Raw genomic sequence first — 20,267 nt, forward strand, 5'->3', positions numbered from 1 at the left:
CTTTCCTTACGCGCGGTACTGGGTGGCCTGAGGCGACCACCACAGCGGTATTTGAATCGCGTTGTCTGTCAACGGCCCCTCACCCATGGACACGGTCTTGGCCATCGGATAACCGGCTTGTGCGTGGCGCACCACACCAATCCCGGCGTCAGTGGTCAGGCATGCATCCAGGCGCAGGTCAGCCTCCTCCGAGCCGTCGGCGATCATCGTGACGCCGGTGTGGGCTGAGATGCCCATGGTGCCGTTGGACTGAATCGCCACCAGGTCTGCCATGGCCGAAACGTTGAGCAGCGCGTTCAGGTAAGGCCAATCGGAAATCGCGTCGGAGCCATCGAGCATGTTTTCGGTTTCAAACGCCGGGTTGGCGATCGAACCGGTGTCCAGGTTGTCTCTGGAGAATGCCACCGGCCCCGCCAGCTCACCCGAGCGCACCAACGCATTGACCGCAAGACCGAAGGCGCGACGCTGGCCAAAACCGAGAAAACAGATACGTGCCGGCAGGCCTTCCACAGGCAAGCGATGACGGGATGTGGTGATCCACCGGGTGACGAGGCTGTCGTCCTTGAACATCTCCAGCGCCAGATCATCCAGGCGCCTCTGGTCTGAGACCTCGCCGGACACACAGGTCCAGCGGAACGGGCCTCGCCCAAGGAAAAACAGCGGCCGCACGTATTCAGCGATGCAGCCCGGATAGGCAAAGGCTTCCTCTTTGGACATCCCCGCGTCCACCGCCTCCTTGCGCACGAAGGTGCCATATTCGAATACGATCGAACCGGCTGCCTGCAAGCGCGTCATCGCCCGTACTATGCGGATCATTGATTGACGCGAAGCGGCCATGTAGGCGTCGCGGTCGGTCTCCAGCAACGCCGCGGCCTGCTCCAGCGTCAGCCCGCAGGGAATCAGCGCGAACGGGTCATGGCACGGGCACATTTCAGTCACAATGTCCGGCTTCCAACCGCAGTCGAGCGCCTGTTCCAGGGCATCGACCATATTGCCCTGCACCACAATCGAGAGTGCGCGCCCTTCCCGCTTGGCGCACTCAGCCATGTCAATCGCATCCTGCAAGGACGCCGCCTGAACATCCGCGTACCCAGCAGCCAGGCGGTCCACAATGCTTTGCTGGCGGACTTCCACGGTGACACTCACACCGCCATGCATGCTCATTGCCAAGGGTTGCGAGCGGCCCATGCCGCCGAGGCCGGCCGTGAAGAAAATACGACCCTTCAATTTCCCATCGAAATGCCGATCGGCAACCAGCGCGAGCGTTTCAAACGTGCCTTCGATCACACCCTGGCTGCCAATGTACTGCCAGGGCCCGGCGGTGTAGGAGGCAAACGCCGTCAGGTTCTGCGCGCTCAGGTCATAGAACTTCGGCCAATCAGCCTTGATGACGTTGCTGTTGGCCATGACCACCCGTGGCGCCAAGCGGTGAGTTTTGAAGACCGCAACCGGCATGCCCGACTGGATCGCCAGGGTTTCATTGTTTTCCAGGTTTTTGAGTGACTCGACGATCGCGTCATAACTTTCCCAGTTACGCGCAGCCTTGCCGATGCCGCCATAGACAGTCAGACGCGAGGCGTCCTCAGCGTTTTCAAGGTTGTTTTCCAGCATACGCAGGATGGTTTCCTGCTTCCATCCTTTACACCGCAGGGTACCGCCACGCGCAGCCATGATTGGTTTGGCTTTTTGCTGAGTCATTTAAGGCCACTCTTGCTGAGGTTAACGCGAAAGCCTGTCGGCAGGCTTTCCCTGGTATGGGCCGAATTATTCGAACCTGCTGCGTGAAGAACCATGCAAAAAACTGCAAGTGAAGTTGTCATTCGCTGCATGGATGGCTCGACACGCCCTGCTGATACTCACTGCCTGCTGATTGACCCGATGACGAGGATGACAAATGAGTGATTTCGATCTGGTGGTGCGGGGACGTATCGTCGACAGTGAACAAACCCTTGAGAATGGCTGGCTCGGTATAAGTGAGGGGCGCATCGCCGCGCGAGGCACCGGTGAGCCGCCTGCCGCCAAAACCACGCGCGATGAACGCGGGCACTGGATCTTGCCCGGTGTCATCGACGGTCAGGTCCACGCGGGAAGCCAGGCCAACCAGGAAGGACTGGGATGGGCCAGCCGTGCCGCCGCTGCGGGAGGCATCACCGTGATGGTGGACATGCCTTACGACGACCCGGAACCGGTGGCCTGCGCCGAGCAACTGCTGCGCAAGGCCCAGGAAGTCGAAGACACTTGCCACGTTGATGTCGGATTGTTTGCAACCGTCAATGAAACTCAAGGCCTGGCGGCGATTCCGGGGCTGATCGAGGCCGGCGCCTGTGCGTTCAAGTTTTCGACCTTTGAAGCAGCGCCGGGCCGCTTTCCGCGCATTGAGGAGGACCTGCTGGCAGAACTGTTCGCCCTGATCAAGCCGTCGGGCCTGGTCTGCGGTGTCCACAACCAGATGCAGGAATTGACGCGTAAAAATATCAACCGCTTGATCGAAGCCGGTGATACCGGCTGGGATGCATTCCTGCGCGCCCATCCACCGCTGGTGGAGGACCTGGCAACCGCGTTGATTTATGAGATCGGTGCACAAACCGGCGCACGCGCCCATCCGGTTCACGTCTCGACCAGCCGTGGGTTTGAGCTGTGCGAAATGTATCGCCGGGCCGGGCACGACGTGAGCATCGAGACGTGCATTCAGTACCTGATGCTCAACCATGAAGAACACACACGGCGCTTTGGCGCCAAAACCAAGCATTACCCACCGATCAGACCCAAAGCCGAATCCGACAAGCTCTGGGCGCACATCGCCCAGGAACGCTGCACCTTTGTGTCTTCCGACCACGTCAGTTGGGGGCTGGAGCGTAAAGGTAGTCCCAACGTGTTCCGTAACGCTTCAGGCGGACCGGGCCTGGAGACGCTGCTGCCCGCGTTCTGGACCGGTGCCATGGCGCGCGGCCTGTCGCCCTCGCTGGTGGTTCGACAGCTGAGTCGCAACCCGGCCAGACATTTTCTGCTCGATAACCGCAAAGGAGACTTCGTACTCGGCCTGGACGCTGACTTCATGGTGCTGGCCGACGAGCAATATTGCTACGACCCCTCTACCAGCCTGAGCGCGGTGAAGTGGAGTTCGTTCGAAGGCATGCCCTTTACGGGCCGGGTCAAGACCACTTACTGCCGTGGCCAGTGTGTATTCGATCAAGGCAGGATTCTCAATGAGCCAGGCTACGGCCATTTTTTGCGCCCTCGCGCACTGACAACAGGTACGTATTGAAATGAGCGTCCCCTTGCTGCAACTGAACATTGAACGTCTGTGGGATCGAGTCCAGACGTTGTCAAGCTTTACCCTGCCGGACATACCCTGGACCCGACGCGCCTTTTCGCCCGAGTTTGAGCAGGCAAGACTGTGGTTAAGGTCTGAGTTCGAGTCTGCCGGGCTGAGCGTCACGCTGGATGCCGGCGGCAATCTGATCGGTCAGCTCAACGGCAGCGAACCTGACCTGAAACCGCTGATCAGCGGCTCACATTGCGATACGGTAGTCGGTGGCGGCCGGTTCGACGGCATTATCGGAGTGTTGGCAGCGCTGGAAGTCGCCCATGCCTTGAAAGACGCTGGCCGGTGCTTGCGCCATCCGCTCCAGGTGATCGACTTTCTCTCCGAGGAGCCCAGTGACTATGGCATCTCCTGCGTCGGTAGTCGCGCATTCGCAGGGCTGTTGACCTCGGAAATGCTCGCCTCGCCAAACCGCACAGGTGAAAGCCTGGCACAGGCTATCACGCGTATTGGAGGTGCCCCAGGGCTCCTCGGCCAGGCTTTACGGGAATCCGGCAGCACCGCAGCGTTTGTTGAACTGCACATTGAGCAGGGCCCGGTTCTGGAGAGTCGGGGATTACCCATCGGCTCCGTCACCAACATCGTCGGCATCCGACGCGTCGGAATCACCGTGCATGGCTTACCGGACCATGCCGGTACGACCCCCATGGATCTGCGGCGTGACGCGTTGGTTGGCGCGGCAGAGTTAATCCGCGAAGCACGGCGTATGGCTGCCGACATGAGTGGTCATCCTCACTATGTCGTCGCGACGGTGGGTCGGTTGGATGTAAGCCCAAACGTGCCCAACGCCGTACCCGGCAAGGTCGACATGGTGCTCGAGGTGCGCAGCGATTCCAAACAGGTGCTGCTCGACTTCCCTGAACACCTGCTGGCGCACTGCAACGCGGTACTGTCAGACCTGAGGCTGACCGTCGAATCGGTGCCATTGACGTATGCCGCCCCTACGGACTGCTCCCCCATTGTGATTGAGGCCATCAGCAAAGTGGCTGAACAGCTGGGCTTGCCGCACATGACCTTGCCCAGTGGTGCCGGGCATGACGCGGTCTACGTCGGGGCCACCGGACCGATGGGCATGGTGTTCGTTCCCTGCCTCAATGGTCGTAGCCACTGCGCCGAAGAATGGCTGGAACCCCAACAGTTGCTTGACGGCACTCAAGTGCTGGCCCACACCTTGATTTATTTGGATGGTCAACTGCGCTGATCGACGAACTTGGTGTAAAACATTTCAACAACCGAGCGCGTAAGGTAAGACGGACTTACGCGCTTTACTCCCCACACCCGGAGTCGCCCATTGAACACACCCTCTGTTCCCCCCTTGCACGACATCGACTTGAAACACTGGCGACTGTTCAAGGCCGTTGTCGAGTGCGGGGGGCTGTCGGCCGCCGAGGAGGCCACGGGGATGGGTATTTCGGCCATCAGCCGGCAGTTGTCCGATCTGGAGAGTCGTTTCGGCAGTCAACTCTGCCATCGCGGCCGAAGCGGTTTCCAGCTGACCGAGGAAGGACACGTCGCCTATACGGCAGTGCTTCGCCTGCTCGACTCCATCGATGAGTTTCGCGACACCCTGGCCAGTTCGAAAGCAGAGGTCAAAGGCGATCTAAGCCTGTGGCTGATTGATCACTGTACTTTCACGCCCAGTAACCCCATCGCCACCGCACTGAAACACTTTCGTCGCGATTATCCATTGGTCAATCTCAGTGTCGGGGTCGCTCCGCCGGATGCAGTAGAGCGCGCTGTTGCCGAAAAAAAAGCTGGCGTAGGCGTGACGATTTGCAAGTCTGACCTGCCCGCACTCAGCTATCAGGTGATCGGCTCCGAAGCCTCCGCCTTGTACTGTGGACGAGACCATGATGCATTCGGCAAAAGCGAAGCGCAGGCGCGCCGGATCGTTGAACAGAGCGGGCAATACGTGCGTCGTGGCTACTTGGTGCAGGACACCGCACCGGCGAGTTTTCTGCAAAGCGCCGTTACCCTCGCCCATCATGTAGAAGGGACGGTCCAGTTGCTGCTCAGCGGCGGCTTTGTCGGCATCGTGCCCGACCATATCGCCCAACCCTGGGTGGACAGCGGCGCCTTGTTTCGTCTGCCGTTGCAGGAATTCATTGTGGAGCGACCGGTGTTTGTGGTTTCGCGGGAATCGCAAGGCGCCAATCGAACAGCCAGTTTGATGCTTGAGGCGATTATCAGGTCATTTCAGGAGGCTGGGGGTTGACCGCAACGGCAGTTCCCGCTGGATCAACCCGCCGCATCGGCTGTCAAAATAGATCAAGAGGTACATTGGCCACTAAACGAAACTCATCATAACTACCATCGATTTGCCCCGCCTCGGCTCGGTGGTGATAAATGATCGTTCGCAGCGCAGTATTTTTAAATTGACCTGACTGCACGATGTAACCCGCCGTCAGCCCCAGTTCCCAGTGCGTGATGCTGTCCAAGCCGCGTACGTTATAGCCTGTATGTGCACCGTTGCGGTCTCCATCATAATGCGTACCGTCTATCCCCCAACCGCGCGCATACCAAAGGCCTGTAGTCAGCCCCGCTACTCCATAGGCGGCAAAATCAACGTCATATTTCGCCATCCAAGATGGTCTCGTTTGGCCCGTTATAGTCAGAGTAAAGCGAGATGGCATTGAAGTTGGCCGTTGTCTCCCACGGGTAGTCGAAGTACTCATTGCCAAAAACTTTTTGGTAGGCAAGTGTGAAGCTATGCGCACCGTGTGTGACTGTTGAGGCATAGCTGGCGATGGTGTTATCGATATAACCCAGCTCCCTGCTACCTTGATCGCGCGTATGGTAGGAGGTCAGTACGTTTTCCCAAGCGATTGTTTCAGCCGTGCCGGTGCGATGGGTAATGCCCACGTAATAACGATCCCACACATTTTCAAAGCGGCTGGCATACACGCTGGTCGAAATCCCATACCAAGGTTGGATATTGACGCCGGCATAACTGATGCGATCACCTCGATACAGACGATTGCCAAAGGTGCTCACAAACTTGGTCGCATCGGTCCCGGTACGCGGCACTGCTCTGTCCGCATAGCCAGCTTGCACTGCAACAGTGTCAAACTCATTAATCACAAGACTCACCCCTTCGAACGTAGAAGGCAGTGATCGATTATCTTTTGAGCGCAGCATGGGATTGTCTGCCATGAAACGCCCGGCGTTCAACTCGGTGTTTGAAACCCTGAAACGCACGTCCGCCACGGCCATTCGGCTCCACGTCGATACCGCGTCTCCGTTGCTATGGACCAACGTACGATCACTGCCATTGGCCAGGCGTCCTTTGCCCCGCTCAAGATTCGCAGCACTCCACAGCGATGCATCCACACCAAAGCCCAGCGTGCCCTGAGTGTAACCGGAACGGTAATCGAGCATCGCCGCTTGGATCCAGGTGCTGCGCAGATCGGTCTTCTCAGTTCTTCCAGACTTTTGGATAACAAGATTGGTTGTACGGTGTGTGGTCTGACGCGCGTAGAAATTACGAAGCGTTAGCTTCGCATGACTTCCGTCGATAAAACCATCTGCCTTATTTTGATCGCCGACTATTTTAATGGGTTGAATAACTGGCACCATCTTGTTTTTGGGGCTGGCTACCCCTAACTTTACCCCTAAAACGATCGGATTTCTGAAGACCGGACGAGAATTCGACGGAACGCAAAAACAAAAAAACCCGCCAGAAGGCAGGTTTTTCAAGGCTTCCAAGGAACTGAACAGCTTCCAGTGGAATGTAAAATGGTGCCCGAACCCGGAATCGAACCGGGACGCCCTTACGGGCGGGGGATTTTAAGTCCCATGCGTCTACCAGTTTCGCCATTCGGGCGGTAGCGCGGTGTTGCAGGGTTGGGAATATATAGACCCCGGCGCTTGGACGCAAGGTCGAAGCGTACCTTTATGGTGCTCATTGCAAGCTGAAAAAGCTCGGCAGATCAGTGATCTACGCAGTAAACCCGGCATTGCATCAAGCCGGTGGGCTGACTGTCCTGGGCCGATACCACGGGTTAAATACAGCACTAGTTTTCCAGGATCAGCTAAGTTGAAGACTTTGGCGACAACAAAACCCATGATCAAACAGGAATGATCCCAATGCGCACCTTTTCAATCCAACATATAGATCATGTTGTTTTACGCGTGAAGGACATCACCCGCAGCCTGGCGTTTTACACCTCGGTACTGGGCTGTGACGTCAAAAAGCGCCGTGACGACCTCGGCATGATCCACCTGAGTGCCGGCACGTCCCTGATTGACTTGGTCGATGTGAACGGGTCGATCGGTCGTGAAGGTGGGGAGCCGGCGGGCAAGCAGAGGCATAACGTCGATCACGTCTGCCTCAGGGTTGAGCCTTTTGATGAGTCCGCCATTCTCAACCACCTGGCTGAGGCGGGTGTGTTTGCTGAGAAGGCGCAGCAGCGCTATGGCGCAGACGGGACTGGCTGGTCGATTTATTTCAACGATCCGGATGATAACCGGATCGAGTTGAAGGGCCCTGCCATTTAGTCTGGCTGCATAGAGGACGGCGAACGATACCTTTATCGTGCGCCATATCGTGCGCCATCAATCGCCTTCAAAGCACTAATCAAAAGCGCCGTTAAGCACTTCGTAGATGATCCCGGAAGCAATAGCCACAAGGATCAAATCCGTGCCTGCCTGCTGCCATTCGTAGCCGTCGTAATGAGGCAGCCTGCCGAGTAGTCGACCATCGAGTTTTTTCGCAATCCCTGGAGGCAGCGGCTTTCCTCGAGCGAGGTTCTTCTGTATGCCAGGGGGCAGTGATGGGCCAGGCTGCCAATAATCCCGATAGCCACCGAGCACGCCCAGCACGCTGCCTCGATCAACGCTGGGACCATAGTGCGAATCGCCGCCTTTGCCCTTCTTGCCCTGCCCGCCTTGGCCGTTGCCGTTGCCGTTGCCATGGCCTTGCCCCTTCCCGTTACCAGGATCAGCCAACGCCGTCGCCGAGCCCGCGACCAGGGCTATGCAAGTGAAGACGACTACCAACGAGCGAGATTTGAACATGATCATTCACTCCAGAAGGGACTGCCCTATTGAATATAGATCCGATTGCCGAAATCAGTAGCGCTCGCCCATTACGGAGCGCTCAAATGTAGCTCGCTCAACTTTATAAAAACGATAGCAATTGCATCACTGTTCTCCAGGCGCTGACGGTGCCGGATCCTCGCGCATGGGATATGGCACTCGCAAGCACATGGGCAGCGCAGTACCGCTCAGGCGACCAGTTCGCCCTTACGCGCCAACGCCCACGGCGCCATCAACCGTTGCGGCGTCTGGCAGGTTTTGTGCTTGAACACGAAGTTGCGGCACTTCTCGGCAAATTGCTGGCGGTTGTGCACCATGTCCAACGTCATCTGGGCCAACTCGTTTTGGCGGCAGCGTTCCATTGCCTCAAGGTCGATATTGGCTTTGCGCGCGCGTTGCGCGGCGTATTTCTCATCGCTCAGCGCGCCTTGGGCCGCTTGCAGCAACCAGGCACTGAAATCATTTGGGCAACGTGGGCCAATGTCCTGCACCATGCCCCACTGCTGGGCCTGAATGGCGCTGATCGGCAGGCACTCTTGCGTGAGCTTATGGGCAATTTCGCTGCCCACCGCACGCGGCAGGCTATAGGTCCAGTATTCGGAGCCATACAGCCCCATGCCCTTGTAATGCGGGTTAAGCACCACACCGGCGCGGGCGAAAACAATATCGGCGGCCAGGGCCAGCATTACACCGCCGGCGCCGGCGCTGCCGGTCAGGCCACTGACCACCAGTTGCCGGGCGCTCAGCAGTTGCTGGCACACATCGTCGATCGCCTGGATATTTGCCCAGGCCTCCAGCCCCGGCACGGGGGCGGCCTGGATGACGTTGAGGTGTACGCCATTGGAAAAGCTGCCGCGCCCACCTTTGATCAGCAGCACCTGGGTGCTGCGCGCCTTGGCCCAACTCAGTGCAGCAACCAGCCGTTGGCATTGTTCGGTGCTCATGGCGCCGTTGTAGAACTCGAAGGTCAACTCACCGACGTGGCCGCATTCGCGGTAGCGAATCGGTTGATAGGCCTGTTCATTGAAGGCTTGATGGGCAATTGAGCTGTCCAGCACGGGCACACCCGCCAGGCGCTCGGCCAACACGTGACGGGCCGGCAACTTGAAGGTCTCCTCGCCTGGCCGGGCCTTGCGTTTGAGCGAGCCGACCCACACGCTCTGATCACCGGCCGCGACCAATACGGCATCATCCTGTACCGCGAGCATTGCACCCGGCAGGCCCCGGCGGGCATCCAGGTGCGCGTCATACAAGTAATACTGCTCGCCGTGAATGCTGGCCAACACACCCGGCTGGCCGTCGGCGGCGTCGATGCTGCGTTTGATGAAGCGCGCGCAGTCGTGCCAGCTGAAAGCCCGGTCTACCTGCTTCATGTTCGGCTGCAAGCGCCCGATAACGTTGGGCTGCGTGTAATCCAGCGGCGTAGGGAGCACACCACGGGTGAATTTTTCCACCACGTCGCGAATACAGCTGATCGCCGCATCACTCACCAGGCCGTTGTACAACTCGGACTTGCGCACCTCGGCGGGCATGTCGAATTCGCAGGTCGACCAGACCGGCCCCGCGTCCATCTCCTCCACCGCCTGCAGCGCGGTGACGCCCCAACGACGCGCCTGCTGGGTGATGGCCCAGTCCAGCGCGCTGGCGCCACGGTCACCGACAATCCCCGGATGAATGATCACCACCGGGCGGTCGAGGTTGCTCCACAGCTGCTGCGGTACGCGATCCTTGAGGAACGGGCAGATCACCAGGTCAGCGTCCGACGCCTCGATTTGCCGGCACACCGAGGCTTCATCCGTGAACAGCACCACGCTGGGGTCAAACCCCGACTGGCGCAAGTCCAGCCAGGCCCGTTGGGTCAGGCCGTTGAATGCAGAGGACAACAAGATGATCTTCAATGATCGCATGGCAGACTCTTCCTTGAGGTGCACGGCCACAGGCTCGCATTGAGCCGTCCCTGGCCTTTGATGGAAGCACAAGGTTAAAAGGCCTGCCAGGCGGGGCACCTGATCGAGATCAATGTTCGGTCAGCCAGGGCAAATTGCGTCGCAAGAACCGGAGTTTCAGCGACTTGGCGCGCGCCTACACTGGCGCAAATGCACCGTGACCGAGGCTTTCATGACCACCGTTGCCGCCACCCTCGAACGCCTGGATTCGCTTCACCGCATTCGCGAGCAAGCCCGCTCCCACACGATGAGTGCAGCCCTTGGAATTGGCGCCTATAACTGCTGTAGTGAAAAACCACCTGACGGAGCATCACTATGAACCCGACGAAAACCGCATTGGTCCTGATTGAATTCCAAAACGACTTCACCACTGCAGGTGGCGTGTTTCACGACGCCGTCAAAGGCGTCATGCACAGCACCGACATGCTGGCAAACACTGCAACCACCGTTGAACAAGCACGAAAGCTCGGTGTGAAGATCATCCATATGCCGATTCAATTTGCCGACGGCTACCCCGAACTGACGCACCGCTCCTACGGCATTCTCAAGGGTGTGGCAGACGGCAGCGCCTTTCGGGCCGGCAGTTGGGGCGCCGACATCAGCGAGGCACTGAGCCGTGAGCCGGCTGACATCCTCATAGAAGGCAAACGTGGCCTGGATGCGTTTGCTACCACCGGCCTGGACCTGGTGCTGCGCAACAACGGCATCCAGAACCTGGTTGTCGCAGGCTTTTTGACCAATTGCTGCGTTGAAGGCACGGTTCGTTCGGGTTATGAGAAAGGCTACGACGTGGTGACGTTGACCGACTGCACCGCCACCTTCAGTGATGAGCAACAACACGCCGCCGAGAACTTCACCTTGCCGATGTTCTCGCAAACGCTGAAACACACCCAGTTTCTACAAGCGTTGAACGCCCAATAAAAACAACGGCGACTCATCACTGAGTCGCCGCCTGCTTGCGGGCCTGCCTCACTCGTCAGGCACGTACTGCATCTCACCGTTGCCAAACGACCAATCCTCGCGTTTCACATCCACCAGGTTGATCCACACATCTTCTTTGCGCAGCCCGGTTTTGGCGTGGATGCCCTCAGCGATAAATTTATAAAAAGCCTTTTTCACCGCGATGCTACGCCCGGCGCTCCAGGTCACCTGGATAAACACAATGTTCGGCGTGTAGGTAATCCCCAGATAACCCGCTGCCGGATACACCAACTCATCCTTGGCGTGACGATTGATGATCTGGAATTTGTCGTGCTCAGGCACATTGGCCACGCTGGTCATGGCGGCGTAGATCACGTCACCAATCGCAGCGGCGGTTTCAGTGGAGGTGTCGGCGGCCAGGTCGATTCGAACTAAAGGCATGGGAAATTCCTCGGCAGGTCAGTGGCCGGTACTCGAACGTGGCCATTGAGGCTACGCTAGCTCGAACGACAAAATTCATCAAGCGCATATTTATTTATTCAATAATGCGCAAATTGCATGTTATCAGCGCTCCCGGCAAACTCACAATCAGCGCTGATCGACCAGGCGATCAGCGCCTCGCGCCCCTAGAGCATCGGCGACAGGCTGACCACCCGCAGCGCCAGCCCCTCATACGCGTCCAGCGTGATAGTGAACTCACCTTCAGCAGTCAGATCGCCCTCGACCCGCTCATTGATAATGTCCACCACCGGCCCCGGCGCAATGTCGGGCAGGTGCAGGGTTTCGGTCAGCGGCGTACTGCCGAAGTTAAGCGCGGTGATTTGCGTGCCCTTCCCGGCCGGCAACTCGTGAACCATGATCAGCAGCCCCGGATGCTCCACATCCGGCACCAGAATCTGGCGGCTGGCGGCGATTCCGTAGGCGTTGCGCACGGCGAGAATTTTCTGCAACTGGGACGCGAACGACTCCGGGTCCTGCAACTGGCTGTTGAGGCTGCCGTACAAGGTTTGCGCGCGCGGCATCTGGCCGGCGGACAGCTCAGCATTCGGGTTCAAATCCACCAGGTCATAGGCGCCGCGATGAATCCAGCGGGTGTCGCCATCGCCCATCAAGTGGGCAACCGCATCGGCCGCCAACGGCAACGCGCCGACCAGGTCCCAGCCAGACAGGGCAAACACCCCAGGCTGCATGGCGTTGTACATCACCAGCAGCACATGGATCCGGCGGATCTGCTCGATATCGGCCGGCGTGATCGCCTCCAGGTCACGGATGCCCAGGGCCGCCGTGATAATGCTGGCGGTGGTGCACGACACGCCATTGGTGACGAACTTGAGGTTATACGGCGCATGCTCGCCGGCCAGGCGCTCGTACATCTGCTCGCGGATATGCTCGCGCAGGCTGTTGCCGGGGAAGGTCTGGCCTTGGTAGAGGTAACTGTCGTGGGCGTGCAGGGTCCAGAAGTGCACCAGCTCCAGGGTCAGTTCATCGTGGTTTTGCAGCGCATGAATCAAGGAACCGGGGTCGATGCCCTGGCTGTGCATCTCGCGCAACATCAGGCGCAAAAATTCGGTGTCGCCCATCAGCAAGGCATGCTGATACGCCGGGCGCGTGATGAAGTCGTAGGACAGGTCGGCACCGCCGTGGGACATGGCGGCGATATCGTCGACGGTGAGGTTCAACTCCTGAAAACTGAACCCGCCCGCCTTACGAATCGCCCCGCCGAGCAGTTGGTTGCCGGTGATCGACAGAGGATGGCTTTCCGACCAGGCAGTGCCGTCCAGCTTGCGTTCCACGCCGAGGAAGCCGTTGGCGTCCAGGCGCAGGATCTTGGCGCCCATCACATCAATGGCATGCAGGGCGTCGCCGATGATCATCTGCTGCGCGGCAAACGAAGGGTCCAGCCAGTTCAGCGACGGCTGGCCTTCCTTGAAGTAATGCAGGTACACCCAGCGACGCGGTTTGGCGTCCACGCCAACGACCACCGGGGTCGCGCTCCAGTCGGTTTCCTTGACGCCGGGTTCGAAGAAGATCACCCGCTGCAACTGGCCGACGATGTAATGCTTGTCACGCAGCGCATCCACCTGCGCGGGGCTGAGGTTCTGCGCATCCCGTCCTTCGGCGACGTCAGGTAACAGCGGCCAGTCTTCCTCGCGGATCTCGACCATGTGGTAAAGCCCCGGATAATCCTCATACGCCATCTCGGCCAGGCGGAAGTCTGCGCCCTTGCCGGTGTGGGACGGGATCACATCGTCGATGATCACCGCATTGTGCGCGGCGGCCATGCGCGTCAGGGCCTGCAACTGCGCTTCGGTGCCCAGCTGTGGGTCAATTTCGAAGCTGATACGGTCGAAATTGCCGTCGATGGTCGGCGTATGCCGCGTACCGTCGAGCCCGCCGGACTTTTTCAGCGGGCCGTTGTGAATGCCCTGGATGCCGATCTTCGACAAGGCCTGCCACAGGCTTTCGTCGCCCAGGGCTTCGAGCACCGTGCCGTTTTCACGGGTCACGATCGAGGCCGGGTACGCGGTGAACCACACGGATGACAGCGCAGAAGCATCACGCGGCCGGGTCTGCGCATACGGCTGCTGCCACAAGCGCCCTTGCCCGCTATAGAGCTTGGCCCGCTGGCGCGCCGCATTGAGCATGGATTGTTGCACCAGCCAGTTCACATGATCGTTATCCGCCGCCGTCATAAGCCTGTTTCCTATTGCCGTGAAAAGGTTATTCGTAAGCATAGGAGCGGCGGATGCCTTGATTCGTTGCATTTAGTCCAATTGCCGATACTGCCTGGGCGTAAACCCGGTCAAGGCCTTGAACTGGCGAGTAAACGCGCTGTGGTCGGTATAGCCGCATTGCAGCGCCACCTCGGTGATCGGCAGTTCGGAGTGCAACAGCCGACGCGCATGCTCCAGGCGCACCTTCTGAATCATCTGCCGGGGCGTGAGGTGGAAGACGCGTTTGCAGTAGCGCTCCAGTTGCGCGACGGAAATCCCGGCAATGCGGGTCAGCTCGCCAAGGGTGACGCGTCGGTTGAAATGCTGGCGAATGTGTTCATCCACGGCAGCCAGGCGCTGGTAGGCCGGGTGCGTTTCGCTGGCCGATTGCAGGTCCACCGAAATACCCGCCAGGCCGATGATCGTACCCTTGTCGTTGTACAGCGGCCATTTGTGCGTCAGGCACCAGCCCGGTTCGCGGCTGCCATACAGGTGCAGCTCAAGCTGGTCTTCGAGCACAAAACCCTGCTCCAGCACGCGCCGGTCCTGCTCGGTGTAGCCCGGCCCCAATTGCGCGGGGAACACTTCGGCGCTGGTCTTGCCCAGCAGCGGATGCAGCTGTTTAAGGCCGCAGCGTTGCACCAGAGTGTGGTTGGCGAGCACGTAACGGGCGTCGATATCCTTGATGAAAATCGCGGCATTGGGGATTACGTCAAGCAAGGGCAACAACTGCGCGACCCCGGCCAATAGTTGCTCGATGCTGTGGGGGCGATTGGCCTGTAGAACGCTCGCAAATGCACTGGGCAACATGGCCTGGACTCCGGTTTTTTTAGGCAGATTGCACTATGCCAGCAGGAGTATCTATAAAGTTTTCGGGGCCTTTTGGCCAACACTCGGTCGAATGTGGGAGCGGGCTTGCTCGCGAATGCGGTATGTCAGTCGCCAGATGTATTGGCTGATCCACCGCATTCGCGAGCAAGCCCGCTCCCACATTTGGCCCATGAATTACCCGGACCGAACGCAGCAAACTGTGCCGAATTCGTCATCCACATCAACGCAAAACATCAATCGCAGCGCCCCTTGATCGGTTCAGGATATCGCCACTGCATGCCTATCCAATAACTCACAAGAAGGCGCCGCCATGTCTGCTCAAGGCAAGTTCAAGAAACAACTTTCACTGATGGACCTGACCTTTATCGGGTTAGGCGCCATCTTCGGTTCGGGCTGGTTATTTGCAGCCAGCCACGTGTCCGCCATCGCCGGCCCGGCGGGGATTATTTCCTGGTTGATCGGCGGGTTCGCCGTGCTGCTGCTCGGGATCGTGTACTGCGAACTCGGCGCCGCCCTGCCCCGCGCCGGTGGCGTGGTGCGTTACCCGGTGTACTCTCATGGCCCGCTGCTGGGCTACCTGATGGGCTTTATCACGCTCATCGCGTTTTCAAGCCTGGTGGCCATCGAAGTGGTCGCCTCGCGCCAATACGCCGCGGCCTGGTTTCCCGAACTGACCAAGGTCGATTCCAGCGACCCGTCCACCCTGGGCTGGCTGGTGCAGTTCGCCCTGCTGTGCCTGTTCTTTGTGCTCAATTACCGCAGCGTCAAGACCTTCGCCATCGCCAATAACCTGGTGAGCGTGTTCAAGTTCATCGTGCCGTTGCTGGTGATTGGTGTGCTGTTCACCTTCTTCAAACCGGCGAATTTCCAGACCCAGGGTTTTGCCCCGTTCGGCCTGTCGGGCATCGAGATGGCGGTGTCGGCTGGCGGAGTGATTTTTGCCTACCTGGGCCTCACGCCGATCATCTCGGTGGCCAGTGAAGTGAAGAACCCGCAACGCACGATCCCGATTGCCTTGATCCTCTCGGTGCTGCTGTCGACCGCCATCTATGTGCTGCTGCAAACCGCCTTCCTCGGTGGCGTGCCGACCGAGATGCTGGCCGATGGCTGGGCCGGTATCAGCAAGCAACTGGCGCTGCCGTATCGCGATATCGCCCTGGCACTGGGCGTGGGCTGGCTGGCCTATCTGGTGGTAGCCGACGCCGTGATCTCACCCAGCGGCTGCGGCAATATCTACATGAACGCCACGCCGCGTGTGGTGTACGGCTGGGCGCAGACCGGCACGTTTTTCAAGATCTTTACGCGCATTGATGAGAAGTCCGGCATCCCGCGTCCGGCGCTGTGGTTGACCTTTGGTTTGTCGGTGTTCTGGACCCTGCCGTTTCCGTCCTGGGAAGCGCTGATCAATGTGGTGTCGGCGGCGCTGATTCTCAGCTACGCGGTGGCCCCGGTCACCGTCGCCGCGCTGCGCCGCAATGCACCGGACATGGCGCGGCCGTTCCGGGTCAAGGGCATGGCGGTGCTCGGCCCGCTGTCGTTCATCATCGCCGCGCTGATCGTTTACTGGTCGGGCTGGAGCACCGTGTCGTGGTTGCTGGGCCTGCAAATCCTGATGTTTGTGGTGTACCTGCTGTGCGCACGCTGGGTACCGACCGCGCACCTGAATCTCAAGCAGCAAGTGCGCTCGTCGGCCTGGCTGATCGGCTTCTACGCGGTGACCATCCTGCTGTCCAAGCTCGGCAGTTTCGGCGGCATCGGCGTGATCAGCCATCCGTTTGACACCCTGGTCGTCGCCCTCTGTGCCCTGGGCATCTACTACTGGGGCGCCGCCACTGGTGTGCCCGCGCACCTGGTGCGCCTGGAACACGAAGACGACGAAAGCGAAGCCGTCAGCGATGCGCATTACAGCGCGCCACTGTCCCCAGCCACTCACTGATGGAGCCTGTTATGAAGCGCCTGCATGTTATCGACTCCCACACCGGCGGCGAACCGACGCGCCTGATAATGGACGGCTTCCCTGCGCTCGCCGGCGCAACCATTGCCGAGCAGTTGCACACCTTGCGCAGCGAACACGATCAATGGCGCCGCGCCTGCCTGCTGGAGCCGCGTGGCAATGACGTGCTGGTCGGTGCGCTGTACTGCGCGCCGGTCACGCCCGGCGCCACCTGCGGGGTGATCTTCTTCAACAATGCCGGCTATCTGGGCATGTGCGGCCACGGCACCATCGGCCTGGTTGCCTCCTTGCACCACCTGGGCCGCATTGGGCCTGGCGTGCACACCATCGACACGCCGGTGGGTCCGGTAGCGGCCACCTTGCACGACGACGGCGCCGTGACCTTGCGCAACGTGCCCGCCTACCGGCATCGCCAGCAGGTGCCGGTGGACGTGCCGGGCTATGGCGTGGTGCATGGCGATATCGCCTGGGGCGGCAACTGGTTTTTCCTGGTGTCGCAGCACGGCCACAGGCTGGCGATGGACAACGTCGACACCCTCACCGACTACACCTGGGCGATGCTCAAGGCCCTGGAAACCCAAGGCATTCACGGTGCAGACGGTGCGTTGATCGACCATATCGAACTGTTCGCCGACGACGCCCACGCCGACAGCCGCAACTTCGTGATGTGCCCCGGCAAAGCCTACGACCGCTCACCGTGCGGCACCGGCACCAGCGCCAAACTGGCGTGCCTGGCGGCTGACGACAAACTCGCGCCCGGCGCCACCTGGGTGCAGGCCAGCATCACCGGCAGCCGATTCGAAGGCCGTTATGAATGGGATGGCGAGCGCATTCGCCCCTTCATCACCGGCCGCGCCTACATGACCGCCGACAGCACGTTGCTGATCGACGAGCAGGACCCTTTTGCCTGGGGCATCTGAGCCCGGGCCTTATTTAACTGAACGCTGGAGTTAGAACAATGAGCGACAACATCTTTACCGGTTGCATCCCTGCACTGATGACCCCGTGCACGCCTGAACGCACACCGGACTTCGACGCCCTGGTCGCCAAGGGCCGTGAACTGGTCGATATCGGCATGAGCGCCGTGGTGTATTGCGGCTCCATGGGTGACTGGCCGCTGTTGACCGAAGCCGAACGCCAGGAAGGTGTGGCCCGCTTGGTCGCCGCTGGTGTGCCGACCATCGTCGGCACCGGCGCGGTCAACAGCCGTGAAGCGGTGGCCCACGCCGCCCACGCGGCCAAGGTCGGCGCCCATGGTTTGATGGTAATCCCGCGCGTGCTGTCCCGTGGCGCTTCGGCCACCGCGCAAAAGGCGCACTTCTCGGCGATCCTCAAGGCCGCGCCGAACTTGCCGGCAGTGATCTACAACAGCCCGTATTACGGCTTCGCTACCCGCGCAGACCTGTTCTTTGAGCTGCGCCGTGAACACCCTAACCTGATCGGCTTCAAGGAATTCGGCGGCGGCGCCGACCTGCGCTACGCGGCGGAAAACATTACCTCCCAGGACGATGCCGTAACCCTGATGGTCGGCGTCGACACCCAAGTGGTGCACGGTTTCGTCAATTGCAACGCCACCGGCGCCATCACCGGTATCGGCAACGCGCTGCCGCGCGAAGTGCTGCAACTGGTGGCCCTGAGCAAAAAAGCCGCCACAGGCGACGCCAAGGCCCGGCGCCTGGCCCGTGAGCTGGAAGCCGCGCTGGCCGTGCTGTCGTCCTTCGACGAGGGTTGCGACCTGGTGCTGTATTACAAGCACTTGATGGTGCTCAACGGCGACCAGGGCTACGCCCTGCACTTCAACGAAACCGACGTACTCAGCACCGCCCAACAGCGTTATGCCGAGCACCAGTACGCGTTGTTCCGCCAGTGGTACGCCAACTGGTCGGCTGAACAGAACGTCGCCTGACACCCTCGCGCGCCGCTGTGGTTCTCACAGCGGCCAACCCTCACTTTTCAAGGACTCCCCATGACTCTGACGGGCAAGATGCTGATCGGTCAGCACGCAACTCTCGGCCATCGAGAAGCAATCCAGGCGATTAATCCCGCCACCGACCTGGCCATGGCGCCTGCCTACCCAGGCGGCGATGGCGAGCACGTCGACCAAGCCTGTGCCTTGGCCTGGGCTGCGTTTGACACCTATCGCGACACCTCGCTGGCAGTGCGCGCAGCGCTTCTAGAAGCGATTGCCGACAACATTGAAGCGCTTGGCGATGAACTGATCGAACGCGCCTTAGCCGAAACCGGCCTGCCGCGCGCGCGGATCCAGGGCGAACGCGGCCGCACCTGCGGGCAATTGCGCACATTCGCCCGCACGGTGCGCGCCGGTGAATGGCTGGATGTACGCGTCGACACCGCGCAACCGACGCGTCAGCCATTGCCACGTGCAGACCTGCGCCAGCGGCATATTGCGTTGGGGCCGGTGGCAGTGTTTGGCGCGAGCAATTTCCCCTTGGCCTTCTCCGTGGCGGGCGGCGATACCGCCTCTGCGCTCGCCGCCGGTTGCCCGGTGATCGTCAAGGCCCATGGTGCGCATCCCGGCACCAGTGAACTGGTCGGCCGTGCGCTGGCCAAGGCAGTTCAGGACTGTGATTTGCCCGACGGGGTGTTTTCGCTGTTGTATGGCTCGGGTCGTGAAGTCGGCATGGCATTGGTCACCGACCCGCGTATCAAAGCGGTGGGGTTTACCGGCTCACGCAGCGGCGGTATCGCCCTGACCCAGGCGGCCCAAGCGCGGCCGGAGCCGATTCCGGTGTATGCGGAAATGAGTTCGATCAACCCGGTGTACCTGTTTCCTGCGGCGTTGCACACGCGTGCAGAGGTGTTGGCCCGGGGTTTTGTCGCCTCGTTGACCCAAGGCGCCGGGCAGTTTTGCACCAACCCTGGCGTGGTGATTGCGGTCGCAGGCCCGGCACTCGAGCGCTTTGTCGCCACGGTGAGTGAATTGCTCCCGGCGTGCGCCGCCCAGACCATGCTGACGCCAGGTATTTTCCAGGCCTATGAAGCGGGCGTCGGCCGCTTGACCGAACACGCCCAAATCGCCGCCCAAGGCATGGCGGCGCAAGGCCCGAATCAAGGCCAGGCACGGCTGTTTGTGGCCCAGGCCAGCGCGTTTTTGCGCAATGAGCATCTGCAAGCGGAAGTCTTCGGCGCGGCCTCCCTGGTGGTGGTGTGTGCCGACGACGAGCAAGTGCGTCAGGTTTCCGAGCATTTGGAAGGCCAATTGACCGCCACACTGCACCTGGACGACGCTGACCTGGCACGCGCCCAAGCCCTGCTGCCGGTATTGGAACGCAAGGCCGGGCGCCTGCTGGTCAACGGCTGGCCGACCGGTGTGGAAGTGTGCGACGCCATGGTCCACGGCGGCCCGTTCCCGGCCACCAGCGACTCACGCAGCACCTCGGTCGGCACCGCAGCGATCCTGCGCTTTCTGCGTCCGGTGTGTTACCAGGACTTCCCGGACAGCTTGCTGCCCGCTGCGCTGCAACACGCCAACCCGCTGCTGTTGCGGCGCTTGCTCGACGGCCACAGAGAGGCCTGAA

Annotated in this window: 17 protein-coding genes and 1 tRNA gene; 9 read left to right on the plus strand and 9 right to left on the minus strand. The window is 60.3% G+C overall.

Annotated features, from left to right (window positions below; translation table 11 throughout):
- Positions 1-6 precede the first annotated feature (6 nt).
- Positions 7-1,698 carry a urocanate hydratase gene (locus BLV67_RS27355; protein ID WP_069787391.1) on the minus strand — a complete coding sequence of 564 codons (1,692 nt, stop codon included), beginning with the start codon at positions 1,696-1,698 and terminating at the stop codon, positions 7-9.
- Positions 1,699-1,894: 196 nt separating this feature from the next.
- Between BLV67_RS27355 and BLV67_RS27360 the strand changes: the two genes are divergently transcribed.
- The 3 genes from BLV67_RS27360 (at position 1,895) to BLV67_RS27370 (ending at position 5,540) form a co-directional block, all read left to right on the plus strand.
- Positions 1,895-3,265 carry a dihydroorotase gene (locus BLV67_RS27360; RefSeq protein ID WP_069787390.1) on the plus strand — a complete coding sequence of 457 codons (1,371 nt, stop codon included), beginning with the start codon at positions 1,895-1,897 and terminating at the stop codon, positions 3,263-3,265.
- Between the two features lies 1 nt (position 3,266).
- On the plus strand, positions 3,267-4,526 hold the full coding sequence (locus BLV67_RS27365) for a Zn-dependent hydrolase (RefSeq protein WP_069787389.1): 1,260 nt from the start codon (positions 3,267-3,269) through the stop codon (positions 4,524-4,526).
- A gap of 90 nt (positions 4,527-4,616) precedes the next feature.
- Positions 4,617-5,540, plus strand: a complete 924-nt coding sequence (locus tag BLV67_RS27370) for a LysR family transcriptional regulator (protein ID WP_083269384.1) — start codon at positions 4,617-4,619, stop codon at positions 5,538-5,540.
- Positions 5,541-5,583: 43 nt separating this feature from the next.
- On the opposite strand, the gene BLV67_RS33430 is transcribed toward BLV67_RS27370, so the two are convergent.
- From BLV67_RS33430 to BLV67_RS27380, 3 genes are all read right to left on the minus strand, one after another.
- Positions 5,584-5,907 carry an OprD family outer membrane porin gene (locus BLV67_RS33430; RefSeq protein ID WP_244160785.1) on the minus strand — a complete coding sequence of 108 codons (324 nt, stop codon included), beginning with the start codon at positions 5,905-5,907 and terminating at the stop codon, positions 5,584-5,586.
- A complete protein-coding gene (locus tag BLV67_RS27375; RefSeq protein WP_244160787.1) occupies positions 5,894-7,030 on the minus strand; it encodes an OprD family outer membrane porin in 1,137 nt (378 codons plus the stop codon). Before BLV67_RS27375 ends, BLV67_RS33430 begins: the two co-directional genes overlap by 14 nt.
- Positions 7,031-7,061: 31 nt before the next feature.
- Positions 7,062-7,148: transfer RNA gene (locus BLV67_RS27380), tRNA-Leu, on the minus strand.
- Positions 7,149-7,411: 263 nt separating this feature from the next.
- On the opposite strand from BLV67_RS27380, the gene BLV67_RS27385 reads away from it, so the two are divergent.
- Positions 7,412-7,822: a VOC family protein gene (locus BLV67_RS27385; RefSeq protein WP_069787387.1), complete on the plus strand. Its 411-nt coding sequence runs from the start codon at positions 7,412-7,414 to the stop codon at positions 7,820-7,822.
- 75 nt (positions 7,823-7,897) lie between these two features.
- Here the strand turns inward: BLV67_RS27385 and BLV67_RS27390 are convergent, their stop codons facing one another.
- Entirely contained in the window at positions 7,898-8,341 is a 444-nt protein-coding gene (locus tag BLV67_RS27390) for an anti-virulence regulator CigR family protein (RefSeq protein ID WP_065931625.1), read from the minus strand.
- Between the two features lie 209 nt (positions 8,342-8,550).
- Positions 8,551-10,269 (minus strand): hydrogenase maturation protein, encoded by a 1,719-nt coding sequence (locus BLV67_RS27395; RefSeq protein WP_069787386.1) that lies wholly within the window; start codon positions 10,267-10,269, stop codon positions 8,551-8,553.
- 354 nt (positions 10,270-10,623) lie between these two features.
- Here BLV67_RS27395 and BLV67_RS27400 point away from each other — a divergent pair, with 354 nt between their 5' ends.
- Positions 10,624-11,229: a cysteine hydrolase family protein gene (locus BLV67_RS27400; protein WP_017138867.1), complete on the plus strand. Its 606-nt coding sequence runs from the start codon at positions 10,624-10,626 to the stop codon at positions 11,227-11,229.
- 48 nt (positions 11,230-11,277) lie between these two features.
- On the opposite strand, the gene BLV67_RS27405 is transcribed toward BLV67_RS27400, so the two are convergent.
- The 3 genes from BLV67_RS27405 to BLV67_RS27415 all read right to left on the minus strand — a co-directional run bounded on the left by BLV67_RS27405 (position 11,278) and on the right by BLV67_RS27415 (position 14,753).
- Positions 11,278-11,670, minus strand: a complete 393-nt coding sequence (locus tag BLV67_RS27405) for a tautomerase family protein (RefSeq protein ID WP_065931542.1) — start codon at positions 11,668-11,670, stop codon at positions 11,278-11,280.
- A 185-nt stretch (positions 11,671-11,855) separates the two neighbouring features.
- Positions 11,856-13,922 carry a maltose alpha-D-glucosyltransferase gene (gene treS, locus BLV67_RS27410; protein ID WP_065931543.1) on the minus strand — a complete coding sequence of 689 codons (2,067 nt, stop codon included), beginning with the start codon at positions 13,920-13,922 and terminating at the stop codon, positions 11,856-11,858.
- A 72-nt stretch (positions 13,923-13,994) separates the two neighbouring features.
- Positions 13,995-14,753 carry an AraC family transcriptional regulator gene (locus tag BLV67_RS27415; RefSeq protein ID WP_069787385.1) on the minus strand — a complete coding sequence of 253 codons (759 nt, stop codon included), beginning with the start codon at positions 14,751-14,753 and terminating at the stop codon, positions 13,995-13,997.
- A gap of 331 nt (positions 14,754-15,084) precedes the next feature.
- On the opposite strand from BLV67_RS27415, the gene BLV67_RS27420 reads away from it, so the two are divergent.
- The 4 genes from BLV67_RS27420 to BLV67_RS27435 are packed head-to-tail and all read left to right on the plus strand — an operon-like array spanning position 15,085 to position 20,266.
- Entirely contained in the window at positions 15,085-16,710 is a 1,626-nt protein-coding gene (locus tag BLV67_RS27420) for an APC family permease (RefSeq protein WP_069787384.1), read from the plus strand.
- Positions 16,711-16,721: 11 nt separating this feature from the next.
- Positions 16,722-17,648 (plus strand): 4-hydroxyproline epimerase, encoded by a 927-nt coding sequence (locus tag BLV67_RS27425; RefSeq protein WP_069787383.1) that lies wholly within the window; start codon positions 16,722-16,724, stop codon positions 17,646-17,648.
- 38 nt (positions 17,649-17,686) lie between these two features.
- Entirely contained in the window at positions 17,687-18,634 is a 948-nt protein-coding gene (locus BLV67_RS27430; protein WP_069787382.1) for a dihydrodipicolinate synthase family protein, read from the plus strand.
- 60 nt (positions 18,635-18,694) lie between these two features.
- On the plus strand, positions 18,695-20,266 hold the full coding sequence (locus BLV67_RS27435) for an aldehyde dehydrogenase (NADP(+)) (RefSeq protein WP_069787381.1): 1,572 nt from the start codon (positions 18,695-18,697) through the stop codon (positions 20,264-20,266).
- Position 20,267: the final 1 nt, after the last annotated feature.

It is taken from the genome of Pseudomonas salomonii, assembly GCF_900107155.1.
GTDB lineage: Bacteria > Pseudomonadota > Gammaproteobacteria > Pseudomonadales > Pseudomonadaceae > Aquipseudomonas > Aquipseudomonas salomonii.